Here is a 13,167-nt window from a genome sequence, read left to right as displayed (position 1 = left end):
GCTCAGGCGATGAGCAGGCAGAGGCCGAGCTCTGCTGCCTCGAGGTCGACGAGGTCGCGGTTGCGTTCCGCCCACCGACCTGAGGCGAGGTCATCACGGAGGCTGCGCACCGCCCTCTGCTCGGCCTCCGGCCCGACTCCGGTCCAGACCGATATCCCGCGGCGGACGTTCTCGTCCAGGTATGCCTCGGGCCGGCGCCAGTAGGCCTCGAAAAACCCGTCGACGCAGTCCCATGGAATGAGCACGGGCTCCACGCGAGCTCCGATCGCGCCGGCCAGCTCGGTCAGCGAAGGCCGGCCGACCAGGAGGTCCGCGAATTCCGGAAGGTAGTCGCGAGTGAGCCAGAACCGACGAAGCCATCCGGTGTCACTGCTGTCGTACGTGAACACCACCACGCGGCGAGCCACGCGCCGCATCTCGCGCAGGCCCGCGATCGGGTCCTGCCAGTGATGGATGGTGGCGAAAGCCATCGCTGCGTCGAAGGACTGGTCCTCGAACGGAAGGTTCTCCGCGGCGGCAGCCACGCACGGCGCTGCGCCTGGGGGGCGCTGCGCACGCATGAGCGCCGACGGTTCCACCGCGGTGACGTCACGGTCGGCGGGCTCGTAGGAGCCGGTGCCAGCCCCGACATTCAATACGGTCCGCGCGTCGCCGAGCGCAGCCCAGACCCTCGCGGCGATCCGCGGCTCGGTGCGCCGCGTCACGGTGTAAGTGGCTCCGATGGTGTCGTACAACTGCGCGTTGGACATGTCGCCGCCTCCCTGGCAGTCACCAGCCCCACGCCGCGCACAGGGCCTGGCGTCGCTGCCGCCTTGGAAAGTAGGTCACGTGCGCACCACTTCACCACATTGGCCGCCCGTCGATCCAGCGGCGGATGTCCGCCCGAGGCGCGGGTGAGCTGACAGCGACAGCAGCTCTGGCTGCTACTCAGACACCCGGTTGGGCACGCGGCCGTGCTGCGGACCGAGCTGGCTGATCTCGTACCCGTCGGGGTAGCTCCTGGTTTTGATCCCGTCGGCGAACAGCGCGGTGGTCCGTGGCGTTCCGAACCACCGTTGAAGCCGCGAGCGCGTCTTCAGCGCCAGGTGCAGGCCGGCCCGGACGGGCCAGGCTGGGGTGCTGACTCGCGTCGCGCGTCGGAGCGGCGCGTCGTACATGGCGCTGACCAGCGCGTTGCCCAACGGGGCGAGGGGCTTGGGGATGCGGGTGAGCATCAGCATGCGGGTGGCTCGCTCGATGGCGGCCGCGTCGTCGTTGGGCTGCAGATGGGCGGCGTCGTGGGCGTCGAACCAGGTCTCGAACTCCTCGTAGGAGCCGGGGATGTCCGTGATGCCCATCCGCCGGCCCAGCTCCCGATAGAACAGGTAGGTGGCCTGCCGCTCGTGGCAGCAGGGTTGGCGCCAGCCGTACTGCTGCAGCCACCGGGTCGGGATGACCACCAGGCAGCCGAGGACGTAGAGGTAGTCGTCGTTGGGGATGTCGTACGGGCGGTGGATCTGGTTGACGCGCCGCAGCGCGTCGCGGCCGCGTGGCTGGTCGAAGCCGTTGAGCACCATCTCGTACATCAGCAGGCCGGTGTCGTCGATTCGCTTCTGGGTGCGTTCGGTCAGCTCACCGGTGGCGGTGTGTACCGCGGCGACGGCGGGGATGGAGAAGGACCGGTTGAAGGCGAGGTTCAGCCCGAGCTTCATGTCCCACGGGAACTCGTAGCGCAGCATGGTCTGGTAGATGGCCAGGTAGTCACGCTCGGGGTCCAGGGCGCGGGTACGGGTCAGGTTGGCGTAGCGGTCTCTCATCGTTGCGCATCTCCAACCCTGGGTCCGGGGCGTCCTGGCGTCTGTGAGCCGGGCCGCGACGAGCGTCCGGGTCGCCACGGTTGACCGGGCACAGGCGTCCGTGCCCCGCATCAGCCAGGCGATCTCGCCAGCGTAGCCACCGTCCGGGCGGTACAGCTCGTCCGCCGGCTGGGGACCGCAACGACCACACCGGCATGGTGTCCATCGTGACCTGAGGGCGAGGCTCCAGGTAAGACATGAATCGGCCAAGATCCGATGCCCCGACCGGGAGCCTCGTCGTGCTGCCTCATCCCGCCACGATTGCGCTGTGCCGTCGAACCCTGGGCCACCTCCCCGCCTCGCCGCCGACGCGGACGACCTTCGCTGTCGCCATGGCCCGAGTCCGCAAGCTGGCGTACGCGATCCTCGACGGCACGCTGATCCAGATCGACCGTGTCACCAACGTCCATGGGCAGAACCCTGAGCGGAGCTGACCGGGCTCAGTCCCGTACCCAGGTGAAGGTGACCCGGGCGCCGGCGGGTAGGCGGTCCAGGTCGTTCAGCTCCAGCACGCCGGTGACCACGCCGAACAGCTTGGCCTTGCGCAGCCGGAGCTGCCCCTCGGGAAGTTGGTAGCGGTAGAGGCGGTTGGCGCCGGTACGTTTGCTGTCCTGCACCGCGATGGTCCAGTTCCCGTCCTTCGCGTGCAGGCCCAGCTCCTTGCGCCAGGTCAGGCCGGTGCCCAGGTTCAGCACGAACTCCACCTGGTCCGCCGGCTTCACCCCGGCCTCGATCCGGTAGTCGACCGCGTCGTGGTCGCGGGTGATGAGCTGCCCCGCCGACCGCTCGGACCAGGCCGGCAGGCGGGAGGCGGGCAGCGGGTCACCCTTCGGCAGGGCGGCCAGGGAGCCCCCCGGCACGACCCCGACCCGGTCCCAGCGCAGCCCGAGCGCGGTGAACGTGACGGGGTCCGGCACGTGCCGCAGCACCCCGTCGACCATGAGGTAGACCGGATTCCGGTGCTCCTCGCGCAGCAGGGTGCCGTCGACCGGCAGCGGGCGCAGCGCCCGCAGCGAGTCACGCGGCAGCACCCGGACGTCGGACCAGCTGAACCCGAGGCGGACCAGGGTGTCGGGGTCGGGGATGTGGAAGCCGTGCCCGCCGTAGGTGACGTACACCTCCGCACGGTCGATCTCTCGGAGCAGGACGCGGTCCCCGGGCGCGTCGGCGACGTACGACGTCGACCTGTCCGGCAGCTCCACGACCTCGTTCCAGTGCAACCCCAGCCGGTCGAACTCCTGCGGGCTGGTCACCCAGAACTTCGCCCCGCCGTGCACAAGGTAGATCCGGGGGTCGGAGCGGTCGCTGAGCAACTTTCCCCCGGCGAGGTACCAGGGCAGCCGCGGCGCGTACCGTTCCACGAAGAAGCCGCGCCACTGGTCGCCGTTGCTCTGTCGCACCACCCGGTCGGCCGGGTCGTACGCGGTCTTGAACTCAAGCACGTCCTCGCGGCGGGAGTACCGGTTGTCCCAGATGAAAATCCGCGTCCGCTCACCCTCCTCGTAGCCGTACGCCACCACCTGGTGGTCGTTGCCGAAGCCGCCCGGGTCGCGGGCCTGACACAGGCCCAGCGGCTGCGGTAGCCCCTGGTCGAGGAGCTGCTTGAGCTTGGGGAACTGCTCCTCGCGAGTCATCCGGGCCACGCCGATCCCGTGCAGGGTGGTCGGGTGGTCCGGCGTCCCCATGAACCGGAAGTACATCGACCAGTTGTCGACGATGCTGGTGATCAGCCGGTCGTAGACGTAGTCGGCGACCGGGTTGCCGTCCGGCGGTAGGGCACTGGCGGCGGGCACCGGCAGTCGCTGGTGCCAGTGGTCCAGTGCGGCGAACGCCATCCCGCCGCACCGGCCCTTGGTCTCGGTGATTGGCAGGCCGGCGATCTTGATGTGGTTGGTGAAGCCGTTGCGGAAGGCGAAGCCGTCCCGGGACGGCCGGAAGGACACCCGCATGAGAACTCTCCCGTACCTCAGTAGGTGACCCGGACGCCCATCTGCGCCCAGGTGAGCCGGCCGACGACGCCGTCGTCGGTGAGGTCGCGCGTCCGCTGGTACCAGCGGACGCCGGTCTCGGTGAACTCGTCGAAGTCGGTGCCGGGCGGGCCGCAGCGGCCTGCGCCGACGAAGGCCACGTCCGCCAGCGGTCCGCGTCCTCCCGCCCTCGGGCGGTACGCGGTGGAACTTCTGTGTCCACTGTTGAAAGCGCAGGTCGCGGCGGCAAGGGATGAGTCGGCTATCGGCGTTGCGACCACCCGGGTGGCGGCCGGGTGCCGCCGATCGACATGCCGGCTCGCCGATTGGCGATTCACCCGGGTGGATCGTGGACCTCGGACGGAACATCGGTCGGCGGTCCGCCCGGCTCGGGCGGTCAGCCCACCGGTTCGGACAGGCGGGTCGGCCCACATGTCGGTCATCGCGGCGCGCACTGCCGCCGTCAGATCCGCGCCTGTGACAGGCCGGCGCCGCTGCTCAGCTTCTGCTTCACCTACGAGCGACTGCGCCTGTTCCTTGACCGCACCTTCGCGCTGCTCATGCTCGGGGAGGAGTCCGGGTGGGCGGAAGCCCGACAGATTCCGGAGGACCCCGCCAATCCGCGGGAGGCAGCGCTCGTCGCGCTGGGCCACACAAATGTCGGCGAAGCAGCGATGCGGTGGGGGCGGTAAGACGAGGCCAGTGCACGACTGGCCAGGGCGCGGGCGCTCGCCGAGCGCTACGAGTTGCTGGCGACGGCATCGCCTGCACCCAGGCCCACCTCGACTGGTTCATCGGCGCCTGGACGGGACTCGCGGATCGGGCGGCGCAGCTGATCGACGACGACGCCCACGAGTCAGGTGCGGCGACGTCACTGCCGGAAGAACCGTTCGAGCACGGGCGCGACCGCCGTCGGGTCGGCCACGTGCCCCTGACCTTGAATGATCTTGCGCTGCCCGCCGGGGATCGTCCGGGCGATCACGTCCGCAGCCAGTCCGAAGAAGCCGTCGCCGCCCCCGGTGGCTACCAGGGTCGGCTGCGTGATCGTAGCGAGGCGGGCCGTTGGTGGCTGGCCGTAGCAGGCCGCGTCGTAGGCGAGGGTGTGCGCAAGGACCTCCAGGCTGTGCCAGTACGGTGAGGCCCTGGCCTCCGCGATGTTCCCCTCGGAGGCCCCGGCCAGCCGCATGAACAGTTCGACCGCGTCGCCGCGACGGCCCTCCGCCAGCGCCGCTGCGAGCTGCTCGCCGTATCGCCGGTACCGCTGCGGCGCATCATCCGCCGGGTCGTACGGCACGTCGTACACCGCGAGCCTGTCGATGGCGACCCCCGCCGCTGCGGCCTCCAGCGCGAACCTGCCACCTGAGGAGACGCCGTACACGTACGCCGAACCGCCGGCCTCGGCGACCAGCGCGTCGATGTCCTCGATCTCGCGCTCCACCGCGTACGGCGGGGTGTCGCCGCTGTCACCCCGGCCGCGTCGGGCGTAGTTGTACACGGTTAAACGCGCTGCCAACTCTGCTGCCAGCGGCGCGTTCTCCGCACCGTCGTCCAGACCCCCACCCACCAGGATGACGGAAGGTCCACTTCCCTGGCGGTGGTACGCGATCGACGTGCCATCCTTCGACGTCACACGGCTCATCTGGCTTCTCCGAGTGAGGTGGAGGGATTCGCTCCACCACCCTCATCCTCGGCCCCGGCTGATCATGGTCGACTGTCCCGGCGCGCCGCAGCTCACTGAGCGGCGTTCGCGCAGGGCGACGGGGCTCTCCTCTCGCCGCCCGGTCCGCGCAAAAAGGCACGCCCGGCTCGACGCGGCAGGTTTGTTCGTCCTGATTCCGGTCAGTCCGTCAGCCGAGGGCAACATCAGGTCGGCGAGACGGTGAGGTGACTGGTTGTGAGCATCTTGCGCAGGAAGTCGGTCGAGCAGTCGATCCGCGACACGGAGCAGCCGGAGCACCGGCTCCGGAAGGACCTGACCGGCCTGGATCTCACCGTGTTCGGCATCGGGGTCATCATCGGTACGGGTATCTTCGTGCTGACCGGGGTGGCCGCGAACCAGACCGCCGGGCCGGCGGTCGCGCTGTCCTTCGTCGTGGCCGGTATCGCCTGCGCGCTGGCGGCGCTGTGCTACGCGGAGTTCGCGTCCACCGTGCCGGTCGCCGGCAGCGCCTACACCTATTCGTACGCGACGCTCGGCGAGCTGATCGCGTGGATCATCGGCTGGGACCTCATCCTGGAGTTCGTCCTCGCCGCTGCGGTGGTGGCCGTGGGCTGGTCGCAGTACCTCGCGGTGCTCCTGGAGACGCTGGGGGTGACGCTGCCGCCCGCCATCACAGGGGGCGAGGGCGGCGTGTTCAACCTGCCCGCCGCGTTGATCGTGTTGATCCTCACCGCGGTCCTGGTCGCCGGCATCAAGATCTCGTCACGGCTGAACGCCGTGGTGGTCACCATCAAGGTGGCGGTGGTCCTCTTCGTGATCGTCGCCGGACTGTTCTTCGTCAAGGCCGACAACTACACGCCGTTCGTCCCGCTGGCCGAGCCGGCGGCGGGCGGTACAGGCGCCGATGCGACCCTGCTGGAGGCCGTCTTCGGGCAGGCCCCCGCCAACTTCGGGATCAGCGGCATCTTCGCCGCGGGTGCGCTGGTGTTCTTCGCGTTCATCGGCTTCGACATCGTGGCCACCGCGGCCGAGGAGACCCGGGTGCCGCATCGCGACGTGCCGCGCGGGATTCTCGGTTCGCTGGCGATCTGCACCACGCTCTACGTCGCCGTCTCACTGGTGGTGGTGGGAATGCAGAACTACGCCGAGCTGGACACGGAGGCACCACTGGCGGCGGCGTTCCAGGCTGTCGGGCAGCCGTTCATCGCCAATCTGATCACCGTCGGCGCTCTCGCCGGGCTGACCACGGTGGTCATGATCCTCATGCTGGGGCAGAGCCGGGTCGCGTTCGCCATGAGTCGTGACGGGTTGCTGCCGCGCTGGTTGGGGCGGGTGCATCCGCGGTTCGGCACCCCGCACCGCATCACCATCGTCGTGGGCGTGGTGGTGGCCGTGCTCGCCGGGTTCATCCCGCTGGCGGAACTCGCGGAGTTGGTCAACATCGGCACCCTGTTCGCGTTCGTCCTCGTCGCGGCGGCGGTCCTCCTGTTGCGCCGTACCCGGCCGGACCTGCCTCGCGGCTTCCGCGTCCCCTGGGGGCCGGTGATTCCGGTGCTCGCGATGGCCGCCTGCGCCGTGCTGATGCTGTTCCTCACCGTCGAGACCTGGCTGCGGTTCTTCGCCTGGATGGCGCTGGGGTTCCTCGTCTACTTCCTCTACGGCCGTCGTCGCAGTCGCCTCGCCCACGACGGGCAGGAGCGCCCGCCGATGCCTGGCCAGCCGGACCTCGACACCGGCTTCGGCTCCGCCTCGCCTCCGCCGCAATGATCGCCTGATCGTCCCTGCCGAGGACTTCCGGCGCGTACGCCACCGGGCCACTGCGACCGGCGGATGCCCGCTGGCCCGGCCAATAATGGTGGATATCTCCGCTTCTCGGCACGACCCATCGCCGGAGACGACAAGGGAGTACATCGGCACCGGGCTCGGTCCCGGGGTACCTGGCCCGGGGCGCCGCCGGGATTCTCCGTCGTCGGTCGATTACGCGACGTAGTCAGCTTGCGGATAACACCGCGACACGCCACTACCTACCGTCAACCCGTCATCACCACCGGCCCCGGTGCCGGCAGCGGTTCCTGCGAACCGGACAGCCCATGGGCGCCGTCTCCGGGGCCTCAGACGGGAGAACACATGCGTGATCAGAAGGAAGCCCGGCGGTTCGGCGCGCGAGCGTCCGTAGTCGTGCTCGGCCTCGCCGTGACCGCCGCGGTGGTCGCGCCGGCGAGCCCGGCCTCCGCCGCGGTCCCCGGCCTGGTGCGGATCTCCGCGACCAGCGCCCTCAACTCCAACGACTTCCGCACCGTCACCGCGACCTGCCCGGTCGGCAAGGTGCTCACCGGCACCGGGTACCAGCTGAACGGGGCGGCCGGGGAGGCGGTCGTCGACGACCTGCGCCCCAACGGCGGCCCGGGCACGGCGCCGACGGCCGTCACCGTGGGCGCGTTCGAGGCGGAGGCCTTCGCCGGCGACTGGTCGGTGAGCGCGTTCGCGATCTGCGCCAACCCGGTGCCCGGCCTGGTCCGCGTCGCGGCGGTAAGCACCAACAGCTCGAACGACTTCCGCACCATCACCGCGGCCTGCCCGGCCGGCAAGGTGCTGACCGGTACGGGCTTCGAGCTGACCGGGGCGACCGGTGAGGCCGTCGTGGACGACCTCCGGCCCAACGGCGGCTCCGCCACGGCGCCGACCTCCGTCAACATCGGTGCCTTCGAGGCGGACGCCACCACCCTGAACTGGGACGTCACCGCGTACGCCATCTGCGCCAACCCGTTGCCCGGCCTGGTCCGCGTTTCGGCGGTGAGCGCCAACAGCTCGGCCGACGTCCGCAGCGTCACCACGACCTGCCCGGGGGGCAAAGTGCTGACCGGCGCGGGCTTCGAGGTGAACGGGGCGACCGGTGAGGTCGTCGTGGACGACTTCCGCCCCAGCGGCGGTGCCGCCCCCGCCCCGACATTCGTCACCGCGGGCGGGTTCGAGGAGGACGCGTTCGCCGGCAACTGGGACAACACGTCGTACGCCATCTGCGCCACCCCGTAACAGCCACCGCGCTCGGTGCGGCCGTCCGGTTCCGCCGGACGGCCGCACCGGTGCGTGCTGCGCCCTGGCGATGGACCACCCGCCCCTCCCGGGCGACGGTGGAGCGGCCCTGGTCGTGTCCCGTGCCGGCGGAGCCGGCGCCTTGAGCACCTGGGATTGGCTTTCGGAGCAGTCGTCCGGACTCTAGATGCCACCCGGCCGTCGTCCTTGGCCGCTGGTCAAGGAACGCTAGGCGCAGCGAACTCGACCGATCTTGGTGGCCAGGACGCCAAAGAGGGCCGACCCGAATGCCCGGATCAGCCCTTTGAGCTGCGTCGGGACGGCCGGATTCGAACCGACGACCCCTTGACCCCCAGGCAACGATCATCACGCGCCCAGGTGCGGCAATCGTGGGCTACCCTGGGTCATCTTGACCATCGGTGTCCACCGACGTCCGCCTTGCTCGCACCCGTCGTCACTCAGTTGGTCACCCAGCCAGATGCGGGAGCTGAAACGATGCGTGGGCCTGTCGCAAGAGAGTTACTCCGTCAGGAGGTTAGTGAGCTGACGGCCCTCATGCGGGATGACAGCGATTTCTCTGACATCCGTGAAATCTTGACTTCTAAAAGTCTAGTGCCAGCCGACACTCTGCTGGCTGGACTCATCAGCGGCGAGGACGGTAGTCAATACGGGGCACTAATCGTTGGCGATGCACAATGCGTCCTTTTCGAGACCAATCCCTATGGGTCATTGATTCTATGGGAAACCGTCGATGATATTCCGTCTTGGACGGAGATTTCGACGCAATTGCTGTGGGTGTCGAGATTAAACTGGATGGCCAGCTTTTCTAGGTGACCCGTCCTGTCCGGCGAGAGGCCGGCGGCGGTGAGGTCGTGGTGGGGATGCGGCGCGTGTTCACGGGCAGGCCACCGCCTGCCGGCAACGCCGGCGCAGAGGCTCCGGGGTCAAGGGCGGCCCGCAGGGACGTCGCGTAGGGATGCGAAGCACCCTTGGGGCCGGAGGGGCGGCCCCGCATCCTCCGCGCAGCATCCCCACCACGGCCGGCGGTGACTCGCCTCACGACGCGGCGGTGCGACGGCGGCCGCGCCCCGGCCGGCTGCCGGCCCGCCAACCTCAACCACCCACGTCGCCACCGTCTACGGCGGCCCCGGGGATTCCCGCTTCCCGCGCCAGCCGCCGGGCGTGTTGCGTGGCCGGCGTGGAGCGCCAGCGGAGCGACGGACGCGCGCCCCGGGACGCCGGCGGAGTGCGCTTTCCCGGTGCCGGCGGGCCTGGCGGCGGCGCGTGCGGCCCGTCAAAGGCCGCCTTGAAGACGTACAGAAAGTTCTCACCACTTCGCCGGCAGCCGGTTGTCGGGTCTCACGACCTGCGTGACGCATCGGGACCAGGACCTGCGTGACATCGCCCGGGCGTTCAGGCCGTCTCCCAGGCGTCAGTCACGCACGCCTCCTCAAACTGCCACCAGCCCTCCGCCTCGCCCTGAAGCAAGACCGCCTTAATCCGCGGGAAGTCAGCGTCGGCCGGCACGTTGAGCGCGACGAGCGGAAGGTCCTCGCTGAACGACTCGCCACCGAGGCCGAAGGGCGCAAGTCGGTCGTGCACGGCCTGCGCGCTTGGCCCGAGCGGGCCGCTAGGGATCGGGAGCACCCGCACCGTGCAGTTGCCGGACGCCTCGACCCGCCCGGCCGCCCAGCGAATCCCGTCAGGGTCCGTTATGAAGCGCACCACATCGCCCTCAGCCACTCCGTCCTGAAGGAACGGCACGTTGCTGACCCGAGCGACGTCAGGACCAACTTCGACGGCCCACAGGCCCTCGGTGTCGTAGGGTAGCCACCCCTCACGCGGCACGAACCTGAACCAGATCTTGACGTACTGGGCTCCGTTGGGCCGCTGCCTGTCCAGGCCTGTTGAGGTCATGGCCGACATGATCGCTCAACCTCGTACGCGGTCTTCAATCCGAGCCCTCGGGCGAGGTTGGACAGCTTCTCGTACGAGGCAAGCATCTCGGCGGAGACGACCGCGTACGGGTCCTTCGCCCGCCTCGAATTTGCCACCGACGGCCACGGTGAGCGGTCCGGTACCCAGCATGGCCCGCTCGGGCCGGGGTCCAGACGACAAGAGCTGACCGACTCGGGCACGGCTCATTCCCACGACCTGGGCGATCTGCGCGTGAGTCATGCCCTGCGACACCATCTCGTCCAGCGTTTCACGGCGCAGCCGCGACAGCTCGTTGACCGCTCAAGTGGCGGGCCGGCAGCCGGCCGGCACGCGGCGGTCGTCATGGACCGAATCTTCGACGCTGAGGCGTAGTCACTCAGTTAGTCACCCAGGTACGACAAAGGGGCCGTCTCGAACTTCCGAGATGGCCCCTCACCTGTGTCGGGACGGCCGGATTCGAACCGACGACCCCTTGACCCCCAGAGATCGGCAACACGGTGCCGTGCGGTCCGCACCGCTGGTCGTCGGTCTGATGACGGTCACCGTGGTCCCGCTCGGTGCGATTGGTTGCTGTACTTCGCTGCTGTACTGCTCGCCGACAGCCGTCTATCAATGCCCTCTACTTGAAGACGCCGATAACCCCGGTGACGGTACCTATGACGAAGCTCAGGGTGGCCAGCTTCGCCTGGGCGCCGGTCCAGATTCCTCTGGTCTTCTCGCCCCACCCCAGGGACCACCAGTCGCGTCCGAACTTCTGCCACTTGTGCTGACGAAGGTGGCAGCCGAGTAGCAGGCCAGCCGAGTTGTTACGGCAGAACTCGACTGCGCCGCCACGCTTCCGGTTGATCGCTCCGCAGTAGACCGGCGCCTGAAAGAGAACGAAGACGAGCAGGAGACCGACGAGGAGGGCGTAGATGCCGGGACCGAACGAGTTGCTACCGAGAGACAGGAGGAGCACAGCCAAGATGCCGTAGCCCCAATACCGCCACAGCTGCGACTTTCCGCGAGGCGCCATGATCGCGAAGAGTACTCAGGCAAACCCAGAACGTGAACACTACCCGCCTGTCAGATGACCGTCACTTCCAGCGGTATTGATCTAGGGCGGCGGTGTAATCGATCAAACCGGACGACTGCGGCCCCGACCTGCGACTACACCTTGCGTGGTTGGTCAACCATGGTCACTGCTGGCTCTCGTTGGACGGCCTGGAGACGGCATGATCTTGCGACCGGGCAGCGGCAACTACAGATGTGAGGGGATTTGAACCCCTTACACCCACGACAGGAGGAGAGGATCATCCGTCAGACCGACCGACGCGGTGACCGACAGGAGATGAGCGTGCAGGAAGGGCCGAGCCACGAGGCCGACCTCCGTCCCCAGCTGCCGACGCAGCAGCGGCAACCAGGAAGCGAGCACGATTCGCATGCCGCTGCGGAAGTGGCACCCGAACCGGCCATGCCGCCCAACGAAGACGTCCGCACACGACGTGACTGGCTTACGCCGCTCCGCCGCTCCGCTGCTGTGCTCTTCATCCTGGCTGGGTGCGGGTTGGCAGTAACGAGTTACTGGAATGACAGAGCCCGAATCTGTCAGGAAAACCCGACCGGCACAGTAAGTTCATCTTCCGCAGGTGCCACACCCTCGCCCTCTATTTCCCCTTCGCCTAGCAGGACGACGGTTAACACCCCCTCTCAGCTTGGCCAAGTTGCCGCACCGTCGCGAACATGTCGCCCTTGGGGCCCTGCAGAAATCAGCCCGTTTCTTGTGGTGGCTTTGCTGCTACTTCTGGCGGACGTAAGCGAGATTGGTGTCGCTAATCTACTCACGCTTAAACGCGAGGTTGCAACGCAGAAAAAGGAAATCGACGCAAACGCTTCCCGACAGGACGCACTTGAGAGCCAGCTCGCACTTGCTCTCAACTTGAATAACAACCAGTCAAATCAGTTCTCCTTCTACTACAACCTCAGCGACTTGCCGCATGAAGTCGAGGAAAAGATGGCGGCCTTCAAGAGAGCGTCGCAAGGTACGGGCGGACCACCGCTCCAGGGCGACGATGACCATCGAAGGTCGGAATCCGAGCAGCCGCCGGACGAGGCTGCCGAAACGGCGAAGCTCACGGTGGAGCTGATCGGCATCTGGGAGAGGCTTCTTCCGTATGTGGACGTCGATCGGCCGGGAAGTCGGAATAGCCGAAATAGGTGGCATGACAATGATCTGCTCCTCGAACTCACGGACAGCCAGCGCAGGACGGTAGCAAGATGGAACACTGTTTTCCAGGATGAAATTAGGGCAGTGAGGGCAGCCCGGAATCAGGTAGCCCATTCGAGGCCGATGGAACCGATCCAGCTCGGGGCGGCCGTCGATGGGGCGAAAAGGCTAGAGGCTCTTCTTAAAGAAGGTCTTGACCGCAAGTAATGTACGACCCAATTCCCAATTCCCGTCTGCCGTCGACCCACACCCTGTGGAGCGGGCCAGGGCCAGGGCGACAAGGTGGAGCGCCCTACGTCCGAACGACCTTGGCGCCCTGGCCCTGGTCTGCTCGGCTCCGCCTGGGTCGTCGGAAGGCGGGAACCCTCCCGGAGCCGGAGCGCCTGCTCTTCGCACTTGTAGCGACCCCATAATCCGCGATCGCTACACTGCTCGGCTCGCTGCTTACCGCCTGCCAAGGTCAAGGACCCGCGCCGGGAGCTGGTATCAGCGGCCCAGGGCTTCGTCGTATGTCGCGCCGCCGGCGGG

General features: G+C 68.1%; 10 protein-coding genes and 2 pseudogenes. 5 read left to right on the top strand and 7 right to left on the bottom strand.

Annotated elements, in window-relative coordinates:
• Positions 1 to 2: 2 nt before the first annotated feature.
• A pseudogene (locus AC5L3Z_RS07430) lies at positions 3 to 740 on the bottom strand (class I SAM-dependent methyltransferase); the annotation flags it as partial.
• Between the two features lie 183 nt (positions 741 to 923).
• Complete coding sequence (locus AC5L3Z_RS07425; RefSeq protein ID WP_494840534.1) at positions 924 to 1,796, bottom strand: oxygenase MpaB family protein; 873 nt, start codon at positions 1,794 to 1,796, stop codon at positions 924 to 926.
• A gap of 337 nt (positions 1,797 to 2,133) precedes the next feature.
• On the opposite strand from AC5L3Z_RS07425, the pseudogene AC5L3Z_RS07420 reads away from it, so the two are divergent.
• Positions 2,134 to 2,257, top strand: a pseudogene (locus AC5L3Z_RS07420) (IS5/IS1182 family transposase); the annotation flags it as partial.
• Positions 2,258 to 2,275: 18 nt separating this feature from the next.
• On the opposite strand, the gene AC5L3Z_RS07415 reads toward AC5L3Z_RS07420, so the two are convergent.
• Positions 2,276 to 3,784 (bottom strand): hypothetical protein, encoded by a 1,509-nt coding sequence (locus tag AC5L3Z_RS07415; RefSeq protein WP_494840532.1) that lies wholly within the window; start codon positions 3,782 to 3,784, stop codon positions 2,276 to 2,278.
• Between the two features lie 17 nt (positions 3,785 to 3,801).
• The gene (locus AC5L3Z_RS07410; RefSeq protein WP_334613445.1) at positions 3,802 to 3,963 is read right to left on the bottom strand and encodes a peptidoglycan-binding domain-containing protein; all 162 of its coding nucleotides are present in this window, start codon (positions 3,961 to 3,963) and stop codon (positions 3,802 to 3,804) included.
• 135 nt (positions 3,964 to 4,098) lie between these two features.
• Between AC5L3Z_RS07410 and AC5L3Z_RS07405 the strand changes: the two genes are divergently transcribed.
• On the top strand, positions 4,099 to 4,494 hold the full coding sequence (locus AC5L3Z_RS07405; RefSeq protein WP_494840531.1) for a hypothetical protein: 396 nt from the start codon (positions 4,099 to 4,101) through the stop codon (positions 4,492 to 4,494).
• A 179-nt stretch (positions 4,495 to 4,673) separates the two neighbouring features.
• Here AC5L3Z_RS07405 and AC5L3Z_RS07400 read toward each other — a convergent pair whose 3' ends face one another.
• Positions 4,674 to 5,441 (bottom strand): alpha/beta fold hydrolase, encoded by a 768-nt coding sequence (locus tag AC5L3Z_RS07400; protein ID WP_494840529.1) that lies wholly within the window; start codon positions 5,439 to 5,441, stop codon positions 4,674 to 4,676.
• 255 nt (positions 5,442 to 5,696) lie between these two features.
• Here AC5L3Z_RS07400 and AC5L3Z_RS07395 point away from each other — a divergent pair, with 255 nt between their 5' ends.
• Together AC5L3Z_RS07395 and AC5L3Z_RS07390 are read left to right on the top strand one after the other, a co-directional pair.
• Positions 5,697 to 7,229: an amino acid permease gene (locus AC5L3Z_RS07395; protein WP_494840528.1), complete on the top strand. Its 1,533-nt coding sequence runs from the start codon at positions 5,697 to 5,699 to the stop codon at positions 7,227 to 7,229.
• Positions 7,230 to 7,589: 360 nt separating this feature from the next.
• Positions 7,590 to 8,495 (top strand): hypothetical protein, encoded by a 906-nt coding sequence (locus AC5L3Z_RS07390; RefSeq protein WP_494840527.1) that lies wholly within the window; start codon positions 7,590 to 7,592, stop codon positions 8,493 to 8,495.
• A 1,413-nt stretch (positions 8,496 to 9,908) separates the two neighbouring features.
• Here AC5L3Z_RS07390 and AC5L3Z_RS07385 read toward each other — a convergent pair.
• Together AC5L3Z_RS07385 and AC5L3Z_RS07380 are read right to left on the bottom strand one after the other, a co-directional pair.
• The gene (locus AC5L3Z_RS07385; protein ID WP_494840526.1) at positions 9,909 to 10,421 is read right to left on the bottom strand and encodes a DUF4265 domain-containing protein; all 513 of its coding nucleotides are present in this window, start codon (positions 10,419 to 10,421) and stop codon (positions 9,909 to 9,911) included.
• Positions 10,422 to 11,052: 631 nt separating this feature from the next.
• On the bottom strand, positions 11,053 to 11,448 hold the full coding sequence (locus AC5L3Z_RS07380) for a hypothetical protein (protein ID WP_494840525.1): 396 nt from the start codon (positions 11,446 to 11,448) through the stop codon (positions 11,053 to 11,055).
• Positions 11,449 to 12,198: 750 nt separating this feature from the next.
• Here AC5L3Z_RS07380 and AC5L3Z_RS07375 point away from each other — a divergent pair.
• Positions 12,199 to 12,846, top strand: a complete 648-nt coding sequence (locus AC5L3Z_RS07375) for a hypothetical protein (protein ID WP_494840524.1) — start codon at positions 12,199 to 12,201, stop codon at positions 12,844 to 12,846.
• Positions 12,847 to 13,167: the final 321 nt, after the last annotated feature.

The organism is Micromonospora sp. LZ37 (assembly GCF_059359015.1).
Note: the sequence above shows the minus strand (reverse complement) of the source record. Positions and strands in the feature narration are given on the sequence as shown.